Here is a 19,727-nt window from a genome sequence, read left to right on the forward strand (position 1 = left end):
TGATTGGCGGCATTCGCGACGGCGTGACCCAGATTGCCAGCGCCGCCGAAGAACTCTCGGCCGTTACCGAGCAGACCAGCGCCGGCGTCAATAGCCAGAAGACCGAGACCGACCAAGTGGCCACCGCCATGCATGAAATGTCCGCCACGGTGCATGAAGTCGCACGCAATGCCGAAGAAGCTTCGGCCGCCGCAACCGAAGCCGATAAGCAAGCTCGTGCAGGCGACACCGTGGTGACAGAAGCCATTATTCAGATTGAGCGCCTGACCGACGAAGTGGGCCGTTCAGCTGTTGCCATGGACGAGCTGGAGCAGGAAAGCGCGCGCATCGGCAAAGTCATGGACGTGATCAAGGCGGTGGCCGAGCAAACCAACCTGCTGGCACTCAACGCCGCCATCGAGGCCGCTCGCGCCGGTGAGGCAGGCCGTGGTTTTGCCGTGGTCGCCGACGAAGTACGCGGCCTGGCTCAACGCACCCAGAAGTCCACCGAAGAAATTGAGAGCCTAGTCGCGGGCTTGCAGAGTGGTACTCGCCAGGTATCGAGCATCATGCAGAGCAGCCGCGAGCTGACTAACAGCAGCGTGGCGTTGGCGCGCAAGGCGGGTACGTCCCTGGGCAACATCACCCAAACGGTTTCCGGCATCCAGGCCATGAACCAGCAGATCGCGGCGGCCGCCGAACAACAAAGCTCGGTGGCAGAAGAAATCAGCCGCAGCATTCTGAATGTGCGTGACGTGTCCGAACAGACCGCCGCCGCCAGTGAAGAAACCGCTGCATCCAGTGTTGAGCTGGCGCGCCTGGGTAACCAGCTGCAGCAGTTGGTAAGTCACTTCAAGGTGTAACCACCGGAGGGCGGAGTACCTGGCCGGCTCCGCCCGATGACCCGACCTGCTGCAAGACGGATGAACAAGGTCGCACGGATTTCCGCCAAGCCTTCGCGGGCTTACAACATGCGGGACACTTCGAGTAACACAGGTGATGCTTCAAGCACCTGCGGCTACTTGCGCGCCCAGGTTTCGAAGACATAGGCAGGGGTTTCAGCCGTCGCGGCATGGGCGGCCTGTTCGCTGAGCTGCCACTGCGCCGCGCTGAGTTCAGGGAAATAAGCGTCGCCCTCAGGGCTGAGCGCAACCCGCGTCAGGTACAACCGCGTAGCCTGAGCCAAGCCCAGCTCATACAGTTGCGCGCCGCCGATCAGCATCAATTCCTCGGCACCATTGGCGTGCGCCCAGGCCTCGGCACGCTCCATTGCAGCTTCCAGGCTGGCGAACACTTCCGCCCCCTCCAGCTGCAAGCCGGGCTGGCGGCTGACCACTAGGTTGAGGCGGCCCGGCAGCGGCCGGCCGAGTGAATCCCAGGTTTTGCGACCCATGATGATCGGCTTACCCAGGGTCAGGGCTTTGAAGTGTTTAAGGTCCGCTGGCAAGTGCCAGGGCAATTGGTTATCGCGGCCGATCACGCGGTTTTCCGCGAGGGCCGCAATCAGGCAAAGGGGCAGGGAATTTTTCATAGCGGCGAGAATACCGCCTGCGCGGCGATCATTGAAGTCTTGCCTGCGTTCAGTTCACTCAACCGTCCTGACGCTTACCCACTACGCGGTTACGCCCCTGCTCCTTGGCCAGGTAGAGGGCGACATCCGCCAGACGCAGGGCATCAGCCAAACTCTGGTGCGGCTGTGGGGTCAGGTAGGCCAGGCCGATGCTGAGTGTGACCACCCCGGCGGCATCCGAGTGCGCATGGCTCAGCGCCAGCGCCTCGGTCGCATTGCAGATGTCCTGCAAAATGGCCAGCAACTGCTCTTCACCCAGGCCATACCAAACCCCGACAAACTCCTCGCCGCCATAACGCGCAGCACAGTCCAGCGGCCGCCGGGCGTGCTCACCAATCACTCGGGCGACCTGACGCAATGCCTCATCACCCGCTGCGTGGCCGTAGTGGTCGTTGTAGCGCTTGAAGAAGTCGATATCCATCATCACCACACCCAGCGCCTGCTTTTCCCGCTGTGCCTGACGCCAACTGCGTTCGGCGCGCTCGGTGAAGGCGCGGCGGTTGAGCAGCCCGGTCAAAAAGTCCTTTTCGGCCAGGTCCTGCAGCAAGCCATGGGCGAGGAAATTCTGCCGTGTGGCGTATTCCAGTGAGTAACAGCCCACCGAGCCGATGACATTGGCCAGGGCCAAGAACAGGGCATTGCTCACCAGCCACTCACCGGTCAAACCAACACTCAGTTCCACCATCAGGTAAGCCAAAAAGGTCAGCCAGCCGCACAGCACGGCCGTGCTAAAACGCAATCCGGTGAGGAAATAGAAGAACACCGTGACCAGGATGATGCCTTCATAAGGCAGGGCAAAGTTGTGATAGCGCGCCAAGCCGATAATGGCCGCCACGGCCAGCCCGCAGAGCAACGCCACAGCGCCGCCAATCAGCTGCAGATGATCACGCAGACCACGCCGATAGGTCGCCAGCCAGGCCAGTAACAGCAGCGGTTGAATCACCCCCAGGCGCAGCGCCAGCACCTGACCGCGCAGCGGGTCGGGCATGTTGATCGCATCCAGCGCCACAAACAGCAGCGCCAGCAGCGTCGCCACCAGCAGTGCCCAGCGCATACGGCGCAGGAACACATTGGCGTGATAACGCTTGAACGCCTGCTCCAACTCGCCGTCAAAACTCAGCGAACGAAAGCCCTGCTGATGCTGACGCAGGTACGGTGAATCCTGATTAACCCACTCCAGGTGCGGTAACTTCACGATGGCACTCGCTTTTATTGTTATTCATCCATGGGGCCATCACCGGGACAGACCGCCACTGTGCTTGCACCAGCCTAGCTGGACTGGCCGCGTGCGTACACGCGCACAACTGTGCCATACACCAGCGGCTGAGGTTATCCTCTGTTTACCACTCGCCAACGGAACATCGCGTGCGACCACTCGATACCCCCACCCAGCCGCCTGCAGCGCCTCTGGCTAAGCGAAACCATCCGCCTGCGTGAAGCGCATGCCGGGCCACTGGAAGACAGCGAGGCCAATCGCCGCGCACAGGCCCAAGGCGGCGAACTCAGCGAACGTATCCAAACCCGCGCCTGGTTGCTGGGCGAACGCGACGGTCAGGTGCAGGCGCTGCAACATTGGCTGCACGGTGCGCGCCTGGCCGGGCTGCTGTTTTTACTGCTGGCCATACTCAGCGGCAGCGGCCTGGCGGTGGCGGCCTTGGGCGACGGTTTGCGCCCGGTCAATGTGTTCTGGGCCTTGGGCAGCCTACTCGGGCTCAACCTAATCCTGCTGCTGGGCTGGGCGATGGGCCTGCTGCTGAGCCGCGACAGTGCTGGCGCACTCGGGCATCTGTGGTTGTGGCTGAGTGCCAAGCTCGCCCGCGATGCCCAAGCGGTGCAGCTGGCGCCGGCATTACTGCTGATGCTGCAACGCCAACGCTTGAGCCGCTGGGGCCTGGGCATGCTGGTGCACGGCTTCTGGCTGCTGACCCTGCTCACTGCGCTGCTAACCCTGCTGGCCTTGCTGGCCACTCGGCGTTACGGCTTTGTTTGGGAAAGCACCCTGCTCGGTGGCGACAGTTTTATTGCCCTCACCCAAGCTCTCGGCAGCCTGCCGGCGCTGCTCGGTTTCAGCCTGCCGGATGCCGATCTGATCCGCGCCAGCGGTGACAACGCGCTGGCCAACGAAAGTGCGCGGCTGAGCTGGGCCGGCTGGTTGGTCGGCGTACTGGTGGTTTACGGTCTGCTGCCACGCCTGGGATTGTTGCTGTTTTGCCTGTGGCGCTGGCGACGTGGCTATGCCGCGCTGAGCCTGGACCTCAACTTGCCCGGCTACAGCCTACTGCGTGAGCGCCTGCAACCGAGCAGCGAACGCCTCGGCGTATGCGATGCCGTGCCCACGCAGCTGCATCAGCCCCTGGCCGGTCACAACGCATTCGACAGTCAGGGCGCGTTGCTCGTTGGGGTCGAGCTGGACCCACAACGCAACTGGCCCCCCGCGCTACCCAAAACCATCGGCCATGCCGGCGTGATCGACAGCCGCGAACAACGCAAACAGCTCCTCGAGCAACTCAGCCGCTTCCCTCCGGCACGCCTGCTGATTGCCTGTGACCCACGCCGCTCGCCAGACCGTGGCAGCCTGGCGTTGCTCGGCGAGCTGGCGCGCACGGCAGGCAGCACACGTATCTGGCTACTACCGCCGGCGCCGGGTGAAGCCCTCGACAGCGCCCGCTTGGGCGATTGGCACCGCGCATTGGATCAACTGCAACTGCCGCATAGCGACAGCCTACCGCTCAGCTGGCTGGAGCATGGCCATGACTAAACCGCTGAAACTGGCCGTGGTCGGCCACACCAATGTCGGCAAAACCTCGTTGCTACGCACCCTGACCCGCGATGTCGGCTTCGGCGAAGTCTCCCATCGCCCCAGCACCACCCAGCATGTCGAGGGCGCGCGCCTGTCAGTAGACGGCCAAGCGTTGCTGGAGCTTTACGACACGCCGGGCCTGGAAGACGCCATCGCCCTACTCGATTATCTGGAGCGCCTGGATCGCCCCGGCGAACGCTTGGACGGCCCCGCGCGCCTGACACGTTTTCTCGACGGCAGCGAAGCGCGCCAGCGCTTCGAACAGGAAGCCAAGGTACTGCGGCAACTGCTCGCTTCCGACGCCGGCCTGTATGTGATCGACGCCCGCGAGCCGGTGCTGGCTAAATACCGCGACGAGCTGGCCGTGCTGAGCATGTGCGGCCGGCCGCTGTTACCAGTGCTGAATTTCGTTAGCAGCCACCAGCACCGCGAGCAGGACTGGCGCGACGCCCTCGCCCGCTTAGGCCTGCATGCACTGGTGTGCTTCGACAGCGTGGCCCCGCCGCTGGATGGCGAGCGCCGTCTATACGACAGCCTCGCCCTGCTGCTGGAAAAAGCCCGACCGCAACTGCAACGGCTGATCGACGACCACCAGGCGCAACGGCAACTGCGCCGCAGCTGCGGCGCACGGCTGATCGCGGAGTTGCTCCTCGATTGCGCGGCCTGCCGCCGCAGCGTGGCGGTGCAAAGCCTGCCGGAGCAAGAAGCGATCCGTGAACTGCACCAGAGCATTCGCCAACGCGAGCAAGGCTGCGTAGAGGCTCTGCTGCGCCTGTATGGCTTCCGTCAGGATGACGCCAAGGCCGCCGACCTGCCCTTGCTCGACGGCCGCTGGGGCGACGATCTATTTAACCCAGAAACCCTCAAACAACTTGGCGTCAAAGTCGGCGGCGGTATGGCGGCAGGCGCCGCCACCGGCGTGGGTGTTGATCTGCTGGTCGGCGGCATCACCCTGGGCGCCGCGGCGGCTCTCGGCGCGCTGATCGGCGGCAGCGCACAGACCTTACGCAACTACGGCGAACGGCTGAAAGGCAAACTCAAAGGCCAGCGCGAACTGAGCGTGGACAATGCCGTGCTGCGCCTGCTCGCCCTGCGCCAACAACTGCTGCTGCAAGCACTGGAAGCGCGCGGCCATGCGGCCGTCGAAGCCATCAACCTGGCCGCGCCGCAGGACGCCAGCTGGCGCGAAGGCAAGCTGCCGGAGGCTCTGCACAAAGCCCGCGCCCACCCTGAATGGTCATCGCTCAACCCCGGCGCGCAACTTCAGCACAGCGAGCGGGAAATTCAACTCAACACACTGGTCGCCACGCTGCTAAACAGCGAATAGCAGCCCTGGCTCAGGGCTCGCCCAGATATAGCCGCTGAACCTTGCCCCACTCGTCCTCGCCCAGGGCGCGCAACAGCTCCAGGTTGAGGGGTTCACGGTAGGGGCTGCCACTGGCCAGCGCAAACGCGTAAGACTGGTTCTCGAACGTACCAGGCAGCAAGCGCAGGCCGCCTTGATTCAGCTCACCGTTGCGGTACTGCATGATCGGCAAGTCATACACCACCGCCTCCGCCTCTCCTCGCTGAACCGCCTGCATGGCGCTCATCACGCTGGGGTAAGTGCTGTGACGAATACGCTGGCTTTCCAGATAGAGCGCGCCGGAGGTGTTATCGACGCTGGCCACATGGGCGCGGCGCAGGTCTTCAACGCTCTGAATACCCCCTTGTAAATTACCCACGGTGAGCATGCTGGCAACCGCGGCGGTGAAGGTCGACACCATGATCAAACCGGCAAACATCCACACCAGCCCTACCAAACGCCCGCCCAAGGTGACCGGGGCTTTATCGCCATAGCCGACGGTGGTCATGGTGACTGCTGCCCACCAGAAACTGGAGCCCAGGCCTTGCACCGGCGTACCGCCAAACTGCTCCTGGTTATTGCGCCGCTCAAACAGCCAGAGCAACGCCCCCACCAACAGCAACAACACGGCCAAGCCGCCGATCAGACTGAGAAACTGCCAAGACAACAGCCCTCTGAGCGCCATCCAGCCACTTTTGTCGCCATCACGCTGTACGCCAATGGCCAGGCCGGTGCGATAAAAAGGGTGGGTAAAGTCGAAGCGTTCCTCACGCTCGGCGGTCATGGTCAGCGCGCCCACCACCACGTCCAATTGGCCCTCTTCAAGGCTCGGCAGCAAGCGCTCGAACGGCATGGGCAGCAGCTCGAAACGGTAGCCCGCGGCGCTGGCCACCGTACTCCACAAATCGATGCTGATGCCGCGCCAGCTACCATCCGGCTCTTTGATCACGAATGGCGGCACCTCGCTGATGCCCACCCGCAGGACCGGTTCATTTGGCTCGGCGGCCGCTGCATTTAACCCCAGCAGCATCAGCCACAAGGCGATCAGAACTCTCGGCATGCGTTGTTCCCCCAACTAAAAGACGCCTCAGGGTAACAAATACGGCCGTCTCACCCCGTGATCAGACCGCCACCGGCGCACTGATGTGCGGATGTGCCTGATAACCCAGCAGTTCGAAGTCCTCGAATTTGAAGGCCAGAATGTCCTTCACCTCTGGGTTGATCTTCATGGTCGGCAACGGCAGCGGCTCGCGGCTCAGCTGCAAATCGGTCTGCTCGATATGGTTGGCATACAGGTGGCAGTCGCCGCCGGTCCAGATGAAATCACCCGGCTGCAAGCCGCAGACCTGAGCGACCATCAGAGTCAGCAAGGCATAGCTGGCGATGTTAAACGGCACCCCCAGGAAGATGTCCGCCGAGCGCTGATACAGCTGGCAGCTGAGTTTGCCGTCGGCCACATAGAACTGGAACAGCGCGTGGCAAGGCGGCAGCGCCATCTGCTCGACCAGCGCCGGGTTCCAGGCCGAAACGATCAAGCGCCGCGAGTCCGGGTTCTTTTTGATCATCTCGATCAGTTTGCTGATCTGGTCGATCGACTCGCCGTTCGGCGCCGGCCAGCTGCGCCACTGATAACCGTACACCGGGCCGAGGTCGCCGTTTTCGTCGGCCCATTCGTCCCAGATACGCACGCCGTTGTCCTTCAGGTACTTGATGTTGGTGTCGCCCTGCAGAAACCACAGCAGCTCGTGAATGATTGATTTCAGGTGGCACTTCTTGGTGGTCACCAGCGGGAAACCATCGGCCAGGTTAAAACGCATCTGGTGGGCAAACAGGCTGTAAGTCCCCGTGCCGGTGCGGTCACTCTTGAAGGTGCCGGTCTCGCGCACCAGGCGCATTAAGTCGAGGTACTGTTTCATTGCACGGCCTCCTGGGCAGCCTGACGTTTGTAGGCATAGGCGATAAGACCCAGGCCGCCGAGCACCATCGGTACGCAGAGCACCTGGCCCATGGTCAGCCAGCCGCCAGCCAGGTAGCCGATCTGGGCATCCGGCACGCGGACAAATTCAACGATAAACCGGAAGATCCCGTAGCACATGGCGAACATGCCAGAAACCGCCATGGTCGGCCGTGGTTTGCGCGAGTAGAACCAGAGGATGGCAAACAGCGCCACGCCTTCCAGCGCGAACTGATACAGCTGCGAGGGATGCCGCGCCAGTTGCTGCGGATCGGTGGGGAAGACCATCGCCCATGGCAAGTCGGTCGCTTTGCCCCACAGTTCGGCATTGATGAAGTTACCGATGCGCCCAGCCCCGAGACCGATCGGCACCAGCGGCGCGATAAAGTCCATCAGCTCGAAGAAGCTTTTGTTGTTGCGCTTGCCGAACCACCAAGTAGCCAGCATCACGCCAATCAGACCGCCATGGAACGACATGCCGCCTTCCCAGATACGCAGCATGCGGATCGGTTCAGCAACATAGGCCGCCAAGTCGTAGAACAGCACGTAGCCCAGACGGCCGCCGAGAATCACCCCCATGGCCACCCAGAACACCAGGTCGGAGAGCTTTTCCTTGCTCCAGCTTGAGTCGAAACGCTCTAACCGGCGCGAAGCCAGCAGCCACGCACCGCCAATGCCGACCAGGTACATCAGGCCGTACCAATGAATTTTTATTAACCCCAGGTCCAAAGCCACCGGGTCGATCTGCGGGTAAGGCAGCATTTCAATTCCTCAAATCAGAAAACTCAGGCCCACGCTGAACAACAGCAGAGCAAACAGACGCTTAAGCAGGCGCGGCGACAGCTTGTGCGCCAAGCGGGCACCCACTCGGGCAAAGAACATGCTGGGAATGGCAATCCCGACCAGCGCGGGCAGGTAAACAAACCCCAGGCTCCACTCCGGCAGCTCAGGCTTATGCCAACCCAGCCAGATAAAGCTCAGGGCGCTGGCCACGGCAATCGGCAGGCCACAGGCTGAGGAGGTGGCCACGGCTTTCTGCATGGGCACGCTGCGCCAGGTCAGGAACGGCACGCTCAGTGAGCCACCACCAATGCCAAAGATGGCCGACGCCCAGCCAATCACTACGCCCGCTAAGGTCAGGCCCGGCTTGCCTGGGACTGTACGGCTGGCGTTGGGTTTCAGCTCAAGGGCCATCTGTATGGCAATGATGATGGCAAATACCCCGATGATCTTCTGCAGCATCGGCCCCTGAATGGCCGTAGCGGTCATCGCGCCAATGGCCGCGCCGAACAGAATGCCGAGGGTCATCCAGGCAAACACTGGCCACAGCACCGCACCTTTACGCTGGTGTTCGAGCACCGAATTGATCGACGTAAAGATAATGGTCGCCAGCGACGTGCCGACAGCCAAGTGCGTCAAGAACGCAGCATCGAACCCCTGCGCGGCAAAACTCAGCACCAGTACCGGCACGATAATGATGCCGCCACCCACGCCGAATAATCCGGCCAAGGTTCCAGAAGCAACCCCCAAGACTAAATACAGCAACAGTTCCATCAGCACCCCCGCAAACAATCCCGCATGGTAACGGATGCACAGGGCCGGACTCTACTTCGGGCGATGGATGTCCTCGTGGGCTTTGCGTACAGTGCCAGAACTCTCTAAGGAATAGAGCACTGTGCGCCCGACCCTGTACCTCAAGCTGAGCTGTAACCAGATGCACCTGCAAAGTGGCCGCGAGCTGCACCTGCAAGCCGACCCGCCGTTCAGCAGTCAGCGCTTGCTGGTGGCGGATTTTGCCGCGGCCGAGCACCTGCTGCAGCGTGGTCTCGATGAATTACTGCCCAAGCGCTTCCTGCGCCTGAGCGTGCCACCACAGTTACTGATTCAACCACTGGAGCGCCTGGAAGGTGGCCTGTCGCAGGTCGAGGAACGCATTTTACTGGAGCTTGGCCTGGGGTGCGGCGCACGCAAGGTGCGCCTGCATATGGGACCTGAACTGGACAGCGCCGGGGTACTGGCGAAACTGAGGAGCTAAGCCATGTGCCTGATTGTTCTGGCGTGGCGGCCCGGTCATGCCCAGCCGCTACTGGTAGCGGCTAACCGCGATGAGTTCTATGCCAGGCCGAGCCAGCCACTGGACGAGTGGCCCGATGCACCGGGGGTGTTTGCCGGGCGCGATTTACAAGCCGGCGGCACCTGGCTGGGGGTTGGCCCGAACGGACGCTTTGCCGCCATCACCAACATTCGCAACCTGAGCCTGCCCATGGGCGCACGCTCGCGGGGTGAGCTGCCGCTGGCGTTTCTGGGCGGCGACCTGAATACAGCCGACTTCCTTCAGCACCTGAAGGCGCAGAGCGCGCACTACAGCGGTTTCAATTTGCTGCTGGGTGACAGCCAGCAGCTCTGGCATTTCAACTCCCAGGAGCAGCGCGCCACCGCGTTGACTGAGGGCGTGCATGGGGTCTCGAATGCCGACCTAAACACGCCCTGGCCCAAGCTGTTGCGAACTAAACACGCGTTGCAACGCGAACTGACGGCGCCACACCCGCAGCGTCTGTTCAGCCTGCTGGCAGACCCAACCCAAGCCGCAGACACTGAGCTGCCCCAAACCGGTATCGGCCTGACTAGCGAACGTCTACTGTCCAGCGCCTTCATTGCCAGCCCGGCTTACGGCACACGGGCCAGCACGGTATTGATCGTCAATGCCGACGGTAGCCGCCATTTGCTGGAGCGTAGTTTTGGGGTCAATGGGGCGTATCTGGGCGAGGTGGCGCTGAGCTGCTGACCAGCATCAACAGCGCCGGGCCTGTCAGGCCTGAATATCCGAGGCCGGATTGATCATGCGTCCCAGGCCGAGGTTGCGCAGGGCCAGTTGCAAGGTGCTGTGGATCACCTGCGGGCTGTCGATGCTCATCACCTGGCTGAGCAACTCCTGCGCCTTACCCATGCTGATCTGCCGCAGCAGCCATTTCACCTTGGGCAGGTTGGTGGCGTTCATCGACAGGCCATCAAAGCCCATGGCCATCAGCAATACCGCCGCCGCTGGGTCGCCGGCCATCTCGCCGCAAATGGTCACGGGTTTGCCTTCGGCATGCCCGCCTGCCACCACGATCTGCAACGCCTGCAGCACGGCTGGGTGGAGGAAGTCATACAGGTCAGCAACCCGGGGATTATTACGGTCCACGGCTAGCAAGTACTGGGTCAGGTCGTTGGAGCCAACCGAGAGGAAGTCGACCTGACGCGCCAACTCGCGCACCTGATAAACCGCCGCAGGAATCTCGATCATCACACCGATGGGCGGCAGCGGCACGTCGGTGCCTTCATCGCGCACCTCGCCCCAGGCACGGTGAATCAAGTGCAGCGCCTCTTCTAGCTCCTGAATACCGGAAATCATCGGCAGCAGGATGCGCAGGTTGTTCAAGCCTTCACTGGCCTTGAGCATGGCGCGGGTCTGCACCAGGAAGATTTCCGGGTGATCGAGGGTCACGCGGATACCGCGCCAGCCGAGGAAGGGGTTGTCTTCCTTGATCGGGAAATAGCTCAGCGCTTTGTCGCCACCGATATCCAGGCTGCGCATGGTCACCGGCAGCGGATGGAAGGCCACCAACTGCTCGCGATATATCGCCAATTGCTCCTTCTCGCTGGGGAAGCGCTCCTTGATCATAAACGGCACTTCGGTGCGGTACAGGCCAACGCCTTCAGCACCGCGCTCCTGGGCGCGCTTTACATCGGCGAGCAGGCCGGTGTTGACCCACAGCGGCATGCGGTGGCCGTCGAGGGTTTCACAGGGCAAGCCGCGCAATGCATCCAGGCCTTGGGCCAGCTGGCGCTCTTCCTCAACCACTTCGGCGTATTGCTTGCGCAATATTTCACTGGGGTTGGTGAAGACCTCACCGTGGTAGCCGTCGACGATTAACTGGATGCCATCAATCTTCGAATACGGCAGGTCAACCGCACCCATCACCGTAGGAATGCCCATGGCGCGGGCAAAGATCGCCACGTGCGAGTTGCCCGAGCCCTGCACCGAGACCAGGCCGACCAGCTTGCCTTCCGGCACCTCGCCGAGCATCGCCGGCGACAGCTCTTCGCTGACCAGGATGCAGTTGTCTGGGTACACCAGCGTTTGCTGTCGCGCCTGCTGCAAATAGGCGAGCAAGCGCCGGCCGAGGTCTTTGACATCGCTGGCGCGCTCGCGCAGGTAAGCGTCGTCCATCAACTCGAAACGGTTGATGTGCTCGCCAATCACCTGGCGCAGTGCGCCCTGGGCCCATTGACCCGTACGGATGACCTTGACCACCTCGTTACCCAGGGCGGCGTCTTCCAGCATCATCAGGTAGACATCGAACAGCGCGCGCTCTTCCGGGCGCAACTGAGTAGCCATCTTCGCCGACAGCGCGCGCATGTCCGCGCGCACACCTTCGAGGGCGTTATTGAACAGGGTCAGCTCGGCGACTATGTCGTCGACGGATTTGTCTGGTACCACGTCCAGATCGGCCGGCGGCAGCACCACCACAGCCGTGCCCACCGCTGCACCGGGCGAGCCCGGCACCCCGATAAACTTGGCTTCCTGAATGCCCTTACCCTGACGCCCCAGGCCGCGGATTGAGCCGGTGGCTTCCGCGTGGGCGATAACGCCAGCAAGCTGGGCACTCATGGTGACCAGGAAGGCTTCTTCGCCCTCATCAAACTGCCGACGTTCTTTTTGCTGCACGACCAATACACCCATCACCCGGCGGTGGTGGATGATCGGCGAGCCGAGGAAGGAGGCGTAACGCTCTTCGCCGGTTTCAGCAAAGTAGCGGTAGCGCGGGTGCTCAGAGGCGTGTTCGAGGTTGAGCGGCTCTTCGCGGGTGCCGACCAAGCCGACCAGGCCCTCGTTGGGCGCCATGCTGACCTTGCCAATGGCTTTCTTGTTCAAGCCCTCGGTGGCCATCAGCACAAAGCGGTTGGTTTCCGGGTCCAGCAGATAGACCGAGCAGACCTGGCTGCCCATGGCCTCGCGCACCCGCTGCACGATAATGCCCAACGCCGCGTTGAGGTCCTTGGCGGCATTTACTTCCTGGACAATCTTGCGCAGCGTATTGAGCATGCTTGGCTCTAGCCTGTGTCAGTCCCGCGCCAAGAGGCGCGGGGCGAGTTCTTTTAGGGCGCGACGGTAAACCTCGCGCTTGAAGGTGACCACCTGGCCCAATGGGTACCAGTAACTGACCCAACGCCAACCGTCGAATTCCGGCTTGCCGGTCAGGTCCATACGCACACGGTCTTCTGCTCCGGTTAGGCGCAGGAGAAACCACTTCTGTTTCTGCCCGATGCACAGCGGCTGGCTGTGCGTGCGCACCAAACGCTGAGGCAGACGATAACGCAACCAACCCCGGGTGCAGGCGAGAATTTTCACATCCTGCTGCTCTAGACCGACTTCTTCGTTCAATTCGCGGTACAACGCGTCTTCCGGCGACTCATGGTCATTAATCCCGCCTTGCGGGAACTGCCAAGCGTCCTGGTTTATCCGACGCGCCCACAGCACCTGGCCGTCATCATTGGTCAGAATGATGCCGACATTAGGGCGAAAACCATCAGAATCGATCACGGCGCACAACCTCGTAAACGCATGTTTTGGCATTGTTCCACAAAGGCCGTCGCAGCAGCAACGCGAGCGGGTCGCGTAATGGGAATGACCTTTAAAAGCCGTTATCCTCAGCCCTCTCAGACCTTTGCGAAGATAGGTGTCCTGTGCGTTTGGCTTTATTCGATCTCGACAACACCCTACTCGGCGGCGACAGCGATCACGCCTGGGGCGATTATCTGTGTGAGCGCGGCATCCTCGACGGGATGGCCTACAAGGCGCGCAACGACGCGTTCTATCAGGATTACCTGGCCGGGCGCCTGAACATTACCGACTACCTGAATTTCAGCCTGGAAATCCTCGGCCGCACGGAAATGGCCCAGCTTGAGCAGTGGCACCGCGAATTTATGCATGATTGCGTTGAGCCGATCATTCTCGCCAAAGGCGAAGCCCTGCTCGCCGAGCACCGCGAAGCCGGCGACAAGCTGCTGATCATCACCGCCACCAACCGCTTCGTCACTGCGCCAATTGCCGCGCGCCTGGGTGTCGACACCCTGCTCGCCACTGAGTGTGAAATGGCCGACGGCCGCTACACCGGTCGCACGACCGACACGCCGTGCTTCAAGGAGGGCAAAGTCACTCGCCTCAACCGCTGGCTCGGCGAAACCAGCCTGAGCCTGCACGACAGCTATTTTTACAGCGACTCGCTGAACGACCTGCCACTGCTGGAACAGGTCAGCCACCCGTTTGCCGTCGACCCCGACCCGAAACTCCGCGCCGAGGCCGAACAGCGCGGCTGGCCGGTTATCTCGCTGCGCTAAATACCCCATATAAAAACGCCGCCTGATCAGGCGGCGTTTTTATATGGGGGTTTGATCAAGCCGGCTTGGCACCCATCAGGCCCATAATCACCAGCAACAGCACAACAATCAGGACCGCATAAACGGCGGCAAGACGCTTCAGGTTTGCCGGTGCGGGGCTTTCACCCAAAGCCTGCCAAGCGGCCAGACGACCATTGAGTAGCAAGCCGAACACCACCAGCACGCCGAACAACACGCTGCTGGCCAGCAGCCATGTTTGGCTGAGCGGCAAACCCGCTAAATCAACCAGCCACCAGCCCGTGACTGGCAAGCTTAGGGCCAGCAGGCCCAACACCGGCAGACTGATCAGGCGCGTACGCTTTAGCTTGCGCTGCAGAATGGCTGCATCGCCGCTGCGCGACGCCTTCCACAGCATAAACACGTGGGCCAGCACCCCCAGCAGCAAGACGATCCCAGGCAGCATGTGCAGCATTTTCAGCAACGGGTAATGTTCCATTTATTCAGCCCTACCGGTTATCCGGCTTATCCAAGAAAGAGTGTGTACGCCGGGTTATCGCTCTCATCCCAGTAGCGGTAACCGATGGCATCCAGCGCCGCCGGCAGCAGATGGCGCTCGCCACTCGGCACTTGCAAGCCTGCGACCACACGCCCATCGGCAGCGCCGTGGTTGCGGTAGTGGAACATCGAGATATTCCAGCGGCCACCGAGTTTTTGTAAGAAATTAAACAGTGCACCCGGGCGCTCGGGGAACTCGAAGCGGAATACACATTCATCCGGCACCGCCGCCGCATGGCCGCCGACCATATGGCGGATATGCAGCTTGGCCAGTTCGTTATCGGTCAGGTCCAGCACCGGGAAGCCTTGATCACGCAGGCCCTGCACCAGGGCTGCACGCGGATCGTTTTCCGGGTGGGTCTGCACGCCAACAAAGATGTGCGCCTCTTTGTTCTGATGAAACCGATAGTTGAACTCGGTGATCTGGCGCTTACCGATGGCTTCGCAGAACGCTTTGAAGCTGCCCGGATGCTCAGGGATGGTCACCGCGATGATCGCTTCGCGCTTCTCACCCAGCTCGGCACGTTCGGCCACGTGACGCAGGCGGTCGAAGTTGACGTTAGCGCCTGAGTCGATACCGACCAATACCTGATCACGGCACCCTTCACGCTCCACGTACTTCTTGATCCCGGCCACACTCAGCGCGCCGGCAGGTTCGGTGATCGAGCGGGTATCGTCGTAGATGTCCTTGATTGCTGCGCAGATTTCGTCAGTGCTGACGGTGATCACCTCATCGACATGGTCCTTGCACACATCGAAGGTGTGCTGGCCAATTTGCGCCACGGCCACGCCGTCAGCAAACAGCCCGACTTGCGGTAACACCACCCGTTCACCAGCGGCCATAGCCGCCTGCAGGCAGTTGGAGTCATCCGGCTCGACGCCGATGATCTTGATTTCCGGGCGCAGGTATTTCACATAGGCGGCGATCCCGGCGATCAGTCCGCCGCCACCAACTGGGACGAAGATCGCATCCAGCTTGCCTGGCTGCTGACGGAGGATTTCCATGGCGATAGTGCCCTGGCCGGCGATGGTGTGAGGGTCATCGTAGGGTGGATATAGATATAACCCTTCTCATCCACCAGCTTCAGCGAATAGGCCAGCGCCTCAGGGAAGCTGTCGCCATGCAACACCACTTTGCCGCCGCGCGAGCGCACGCCCTGCACCTTGATCTCAGGGGTGGTCTTGGGCATCACAATCGTGGCCTCAACCCCCAACACCTTGGCGGCCAGCGCCAGGCCCTGAGCATGGTTGCCGGCCGATGCGGTGACCACGCCACGCGCCTGCTCCTCACTCGAGAGCTGCGCCAGCTTGTTGTAAGCGCCGCGAATCTTGAACGAGTACACCGGCTGCAGGTCTTCGCGCTTGAGCAAAATCTGGTTACCCAGGCGCTCGGAAAGCTGGTTAGCGGCGTGCAGCGGGGTTTCCACCGCCACATCGTAGACACGTGAGGTGAGGATCTTTTTAACGTACTGTTCGAGCATGGCGTGATCGCAGGCGGCTTTTCGGGGAGCCAACGAGTCTACCCCAGGGCCGCGCCGCACGACCACACAACACAGGGCTTTTCCCGGCCGCCAACTCACTGGCGGCGCAGGCGCGCTATAATTTGCGCCCCCTCCCTCACTCCCACGCCAGGTGTCCCATGATGAATCAAGATCAACTCAAGCAAGCCGTCGCGCAAGCTGCCGTCGACTTTATTCTGCCCAAGCTCGACGCCAAAAGTGTGATCGGCGTCGGCACCGGCTCCACCGCCAACTGCTTTATCGACGCCCTGGCCAAACACAAAATGGAATTCGACGGTGCCGTGGCCAGCTCCGAAGCCACCGCCACTCGCCTCAAAGGCCACGGTATTCCGGTGTATGAGCTGAACAGCGTCAGCGACCTGGAGTTTTATGTCGACGGCGCCGACGAGAGCGACGAGCACCTCAACCTGATCAAGGGCGGTGGCGCAGCCCTGACCCGCGAGAAGATCGTTGCCGCCGTAGCGCAAACCTTTATCTGCATCGCCGACGCCAGCAAGCTGGTGCCGCTACTTGGTACCTTCCCGCTGCCGGTGGAAGTCATCCCAATGGCGCGCAGCCATGTCGCCCGCCAGCTGGTCAAACTCGGCGGTGACCCGGTGTACCGCGAGGGCGTGGTGACCGACAACGGCAATATCATCCTCGACGTGTTCAACCTGTCGATCACCAACCCAGCCGAGCTGGAAAGCCAGATCAACGCCATCGTCGGCGTGGTCACCAATGGCCTGTTTGCCGCGCGCCCGGCCGACCTGCTTCTGCTCGGCACCGCCGAAGGGGTCAAAACCCTCAAGCGCGCCTAAAAACCTAAAAACAGGCTTGTTATGCCAGCTGTGGCTAACGCGCTCTGGCGCGACCCGGAGGGCGAGTGAAATGGGTCGTGCGCACGGGCAGCAGTAAACGCCGCGCCTCGCCTGTTTTGACGCGCATGACTCTGGCTCGCGAGACGTTGAACACGCTCTACGACGCTGCGCGAGCCTCTAGCAGCCACTCGAAAATGGATTAAGTCGGCAGACAGTCCGTCTACTTGGCGTCATGCTGCCGACATTGCTTAGTTACCAGGATTGCCAGGGAGTTTTATGTCCGTATTTGCCTCGTCCGCCCATGATCGCCAACTGGAACTCGCCGACCTGTTGCGTGAGCTGGTCGCCCAGGGCCGGACCCATCAGGACAGCGCCGAACAATGCCTGGCAATCCGCCGTAGCTCGGTCAATAACCAGCTACACCCGCTAGAGTTTCTTGCCGCCCAGCAACTCGACGACCTCAAACATCCGGGTAAAAAACTCGAACTGGAAGGGCTGACGAGCTGGCTGGCAGAACAATGCGGGCAACCCTTTCTGCGCATCGACCCGCTAAAGATCGATGTCGCCGCCATTACCCCACTGATGTCCTACGCTTTCGCCCAGCGCCACAAAATTCTCGCCGTGGCGGTGGATAGCGACAGCGTCACCATCGCCAGCAGCCAACCCCTGGTGCACAGCTGGGAAGCCAACCTGACCCATGTACTCAAGCGCCCGATCAAGCGCGTGGTGGCCAGCCCAGCGGATATTCAGCGCTTTACCGTAGAGTTTTACCGCCTGGCCAAATCGGTCAGTGGCGCCTCGGCCGGCGATACGAAGATCAGCGGCAGCGGAAACTTCGAGCAACTGCTGAACCTCGGCGCCCAGGATCAGGAGCCCGACGCCAACGACGCGCATATCGTCAATATCGTCGACTGGCTGTTCCAGTACGCCTTCACCCAGCGCGCCAGTGATATTCATATCGAGCCGCGCCGCGAACAGGGCAGCGTGCGCTTTCGCATCGACGGCGTGCTGCACACCGTCTATCAATTCCCGCCACAGGTGACCATGGCCATCGTCAGCCGCCTGAAAAGCCTCGGGCGGATGAACGTGGCGGAAAAACGCAAACCTCAGGATGGCCGGGTCAAGACCAAGACCCCAGACGGCGGTGAAGTCGAGCTGCGCCTGTCGACCATGCCCACGGCATTCGGCGAAAAAATGGTCATGCGGATTTTCGACCCCGAAGTGCTGCTGAAAAGCTTCGACCAGCTGGGCTTTTCCGCCGATGACCTTAGGCGCTGGCAAGGCATGACCAGCCAGCCCAACGGCATCATCCTAGTCACAGGCCCCACCGGTTCAGGCAAAACCACCACGCTGTACACCACGCTCAAGCAACTGGCGACCCAGGAAGTCAACGTGTGCACCATCGAAGACCCAATCGAGATGATCGAAGGCGCCTTCAACCAGATGCAGGTGCAACACAATATCGACCTGACCTTTGCCAGCGGTGTGCGCGCCCTGATGCGTCAGGACCCGGACATCATCATGGTCGGCGAAATCCGCGACCTGGAAACTGCCGAGATGGCGATCCAGGCGGCGCTGACCGGCCACCTGGTGCTGTCGACCCTGCACACCAACGACGCACCAAGCGCTATTACCCGCCTGCTGGAACTGGGCGTGCCGCACTACCTGCTCAAGGCCACCCTGCTCGGCGTTATGGCCCAGCGCCTGGTGCGCACCCTGTGCCCGCACTGCAAAGCGCCCCAGGACTTGGACGAGGACGGCTGGCAGAGCCTGACCAAACCCTGGAGCGCACCGATGCCGACTCAGGCCTGCCGCGCCGTGGGCTGCCTGGAGTGCCGCGACACGGGCTACCGCGGCCGCGCCGGGGTGTATGAAATCATGCTGATTAATGATGCGATGAAACCATTGATCACCGCCGACACTGACCTGATTGCCCTACGCCGGCATGCCTTCAAGGAGGGCATGCGTAGTCTGCGCCTGTCAGGCGCGCAGAAGGTCGCCGCCGGCCTGACCACTATCGAGGAAGTGCTGCGGGTCACTCCGCAGAGTGAGCAAAAATAGCCTTAGCCCGCGAGTTTCAGCTGCGCGGTAAGCGCTGCTGGCGGGCCTGGGTACTTGCCACCCGCTGGGGCTTGCAGTCCAGATACGCCGAGCCCTGCAACCAGCGCTGATTGGAATGCCAGGCGAAGAGAAACTGCCCACCCTTGAGCTGGTCGACCACCATCCGCGCCACTTCTGGACGCACCGCTGGGCAACCCAGGCTACGGCCAATGCGCCCCTGGCTCTGCACCAGGCGTGGGCTGACATAGTCCGCACCGTGAATGACGATGGCACGCTCGCGGGCCAGGTCGTTCAGCCCCGGTTCCAAGCCATCCATGCGTAAGGAATAGCCGTGCTTACCACGGTAGCTTTCGGCGGTCCGAAATAGCCCGAGACTGGTCTGGTTGCTGCCCAGGCGATTCGAGAAGCTCTTGGCGAAGTTCTCCCCCGACTGGCGACCGTGGGCGACAAAGTCGCGCAACAAGAGACGCTTGCGCTGCAGATCGAAGATCCACAGGCGGCGCTCGGTGGAGGGGCGCGAATAATCAATCACGGCGAGGCGACGAGCCGGTTCAGCGCCATGATTGACCGCACACTGCATCGCCGCCAGTGCATGCCGCAACGCCTGCTGGTTAAGCCCCGGGGCAATCCGCGCCAGATCCCTGAGCTGGCCATCCTGCTCCGCCGCCATTGCCGACAGCGGCATGCAAACCAACCAAAACCCCACAAGGCAGAGCCTGCCAAGACGTCCAAACATAAGCGCACATACCTCTAGGACCTCAG

General features: G+C 61.8%; 18 protein-coding genes and 1 pseudogene. 8 read left to right on the forward strand and 11 right to left on the reverse strand.

Annotation, left to right across the window (positions count from 1 at the left end; all coding sequences use genetic code 11):
* Positions 1 to 128 precede the first annotated feature (128 nt).
* Entirely contained in the window at positions 129 to 842 is a 714-nt protein-coding gene (locus ACEPAJ_RS20050; RefSeq protein ID WP_425918127.1) for a methyl-accepting chemotaxis protein, read from the forward strand.
* A gap of 155 nt (positions 843 to 997) precedes the next feature.
* Here the strand turns inward: ACEPAJ_RS20050 and ACEPAJ_RS20055 are convergent, their stop codons facing one another.
* Both ACEPAJ_RS20055 and ACEPAJ_RS20060 read right to left on the reverse strand, forming a co-directional pair.
* Positions 998 to 1,510, reverse strand: coding sequence for a dihydrofolate reductase (locus ACEPAJ_RS20055; protein ID WP_425917329.1), 513 nt, complete (start codon positions 1,508 to 1,510; stop codon positions 998 to 1,000).
* Between the two features lie 58 nt (positions 1,511 to 1,568).
* Entirely contained in the window at positions 1,569 to 2,744 is a 1,176-nt protein-coding gene (locus ACEPAJ_RS20060; RefSeq protein ID WP_425917331.1) for a diguanylate cyclase, read from the reverse strand.
* Between the two features lie 183 nt (positions 2,745 to 2,927).
* Between ACEPAJ_RS20060 and ACEPAJ_RS20065 the strand changes: the two genes are divergently transcribed.
* Positions 2,928 to 4,307: a DUF2868 domain-containing protein gene (locus tag ACEPAJ_RS20065; RefSeq protein WP_425918129.1), complete on the forward strand. Its 1,380-nt coding sequence runs from the start codon at positions 2,928 to 2,930 to the stop codon at positions 4,305 to 4,307.
* Entirely contained in the window at positions 4,300 to 5,676 is a 1,377-nt protein-coding gene (locus ACEPAJ_RS20070) for a DUF3482 domain-containing protein (RefSeq protein ID WP_425917333.1), read from the forward strand. The genes ACEPAJ_RS20065 and ACEPAJ_RS20070 overlap by 8 nt, the downstream gene beginning before the upstream one ends.
* 10 nt (positions 5,677 to 5,686) lie before the next feature.
* Here ACEPAJ_RS20070 and ACEPAJ_RS20075 read toward each other — a convergent pair whose 3' ends face one another.
* The 4 genes from ACEPAJ_RS20075 to ACEPAJ_RS20090 form a co-directional block, all read right to left on the reverse strand.
* Positions 5,687 to 6,754, reverse strand: coding sequence for a transporter substrate-binding domain-containing protein (locus ACEPAJ_RS20075; RefSeq protein ID WP_425917335.1), 1,068 nt, complete (start codon positions 6,752 to 6,754; stop codon positions 5,687 to 5,689).
* Between the two features lie 61 nt (positions 6,755 to 6,815).
* A complete protein-coding gene (locus tag ACEPAJ_RS20080) occupies positions 6,816 to 7,610 on the reverse strand; it encodes a thymidylate synthase (RefSeq protein WP_425917337.1) in 795 nt (264 codons plus the stop codon).
* Complete coding sequence (lgt, locus tag ACEPAJ_RS20085; protein ID WP_425917339.1) at positions 7,607 to 8,410, reverse strand: prolipoprotein diacylglyceryl transferase; 804 nt, start codon at positions 8,408 to 8,410, stop codon at positions 7,607 to 7,609. Before lgt ends, ACEPAJ_RS20080 begins: the two co-directional genes overlap by 4 nt.
* Before the next feature lie 9 nt (positions 8,411 to 8,419).
* A complete protein-coding gene (locus ACEPAJ_RS20090; protein WP_425917341.1) occupies positions 8,420 to 9,202 on the reverse strand; it encodes a sulfite exporter TauE/SafE family protein in 783 nt (260 codons plus the stop codon).
* Positions 9,203 to 9,323: 121 nt separating this feature from the next.
* Between ACEPAJ_RS20090 and ACEPAJ_RS20095 the strand changes: the two genes are divergently transcribed.
* Together ACEPAJ_RS20095 and ACEPAJ_RS20100 are read left to right on the forward strand one after the other, a co-directional pair.
* On the forward strand, positions 9,324 to 9,683 hold the full coding sequence (locus tag ACEPAJ_RS20095; protein ID WP_425917343.1) for a hypothetical protein: 360 nt from the start codon (positions 9,324 to 9,326) through the stop codon (positions 9,681 to 9,683).
* 3 nt (positions 9,684 to 9,686) lie between these two features.
* On the forward strand, positions 9,687 to 10,433 hold the full coding sequence (locus tag ACEPAJ_RS20100; protein ID WP_425917345.1) for an NRDE family protein: 747 nt from the start codon (positions 9,687 to 9,689) through the stop codon (positions 10,431 to 10,433).
* Between the two features lie 24 nt (positions 10,434 to 10,457).
* On the opposite strand, the gene ptsP is transcribed toward ACEPAJ_RS20100, so the two are convergent.
* Positions 10,458 to 12,737 (reverse strand): phosphoenolpyruvate--protein phosphotransferase, encoded by a 2,280-nt coding sequence (ptsP, locus tag ACEPAJ_RS20105; protein ID WP_425917347.1) that lies wholly within the window; start codon positions 12,735 to 12,737, stop codon positions 10,458 to 10,460.
* Between the two features lie 18 nt (positions 12,738 to 12,755).
* Positions 12,756 to 13,235: an RNA pyrophosphohydrolase gene (locus tag ACEPAJ_RS20110; protein WP_274087126.1), complete on the reverse strand. Its 480-nt coding sequence runs from the start codon at positions 13,233 to 13,235 to the stop codon at positions 12,756 to 12,758.
* 143 nt (positions 13,236 to 13,378) lie between these two features.
* On the opposite strand from ACEPAJ_RS20110, the gene ACEPAJ_RS20115 reads away from it, so the two are divergent.
* A complete protein-coding gene (locus tag ACEPAJ_RS20115) occupies positions 13,379 to 14,032 on the forward strand; it encodes an HAD family hydrolase (protein WP_425917350.1) in 654 nt (217 codons plus the stop codon).
* A 55-nt stretch (positions 14,033 to 14,087) separates the two neighbouring features.
* On the opposite strand, the gene ACEPAJ_RS20120 is transcribed toward ACEPAJ_RS20115, so the two are convergent.
* Positions 14,088 to 14,528, reverse strand: a complete 441-nt coding sequence (locus ACEPAJ_RS20120) for a DUF2269 family protein (protein WP_425917352.1) — start codon at positions 14,526 to 14,528, stop codon at positions 14,088 to 14,090.
* 26 nt (positions 14,529 to 14,554) lie between these two features.
* A pseudogene (gene ilvA / locus ACEPAJ_RS20125) lies at positions 14,555 to 16,068 on the reverse strand (threonine ammonia-lyase, biosynthetic).
* Positions 16,069 to 16,229: 161 nt separating this feature from the next.
* Between ilvA and rpiA the strand changes: the two are divergent.
* Together rpiA and ACEPAJ_RS20135 are read left to right on the forward strand one after the other, a co-directional pair.
* Positions 16,230 to 16,904: a ribose-5-phosphate isomerase RpiA gene (gene rpiA / locus ACEPAJ_RS20130; RefSeq protein ID WP_425917354.1), complete on the forward strand. Its 675-nt coding sequence runs from the start codon at positions 16,230 to 16,232 to the stop codon at positions 16,902 to 16,904.
* A 276-nt stretch (positions 16,905 to 17,180) separates the two neighbouring features.
* Positions 17,181 to 18,965 (forward strand): GspE/PulE family protein, encoded by a 1,785-nt coding sequence (locus ACEPAJ_RS20135; RefSeq protein ID WP_425917356.1) that lies wholly within the window; start codon positions 17,181 to 17,183, stop codon positions 18,963 to 18,965.
* A gap of 16 nt (positions 18,966 to 18,981) precedes the next feature.
* Here the strand turns inward: ACEPAJ_RS20135 and ACEPAJ_RS20140 are convergent, their stop codons facing one another.
* Positions 18,982 to 19,701, reverse strand: a complete 720-nt coding sequence (locus ACEPAJ_RS20140) for a murein L,D-transpeptidase catalytic domain family protein (RefSeq protein ID WP_425917358.1) — start codon at positions 19,699 to 19,701, stop codon at positions 18,982 to 18,984.
* Positions 19,702 to 19,727 lie beyond the last annotated feature (26 nt).

The organism is Pseudomonas sp. GWSMS-1 (assembly GCF_049847425.1).
Taxonomy (GTDB): domain Bacteria; phylum Pseudomonadota; class Gammaproteobacteria; order Pseudomonadales; family Pseudomonadaceae; genus Aquipseudomonas.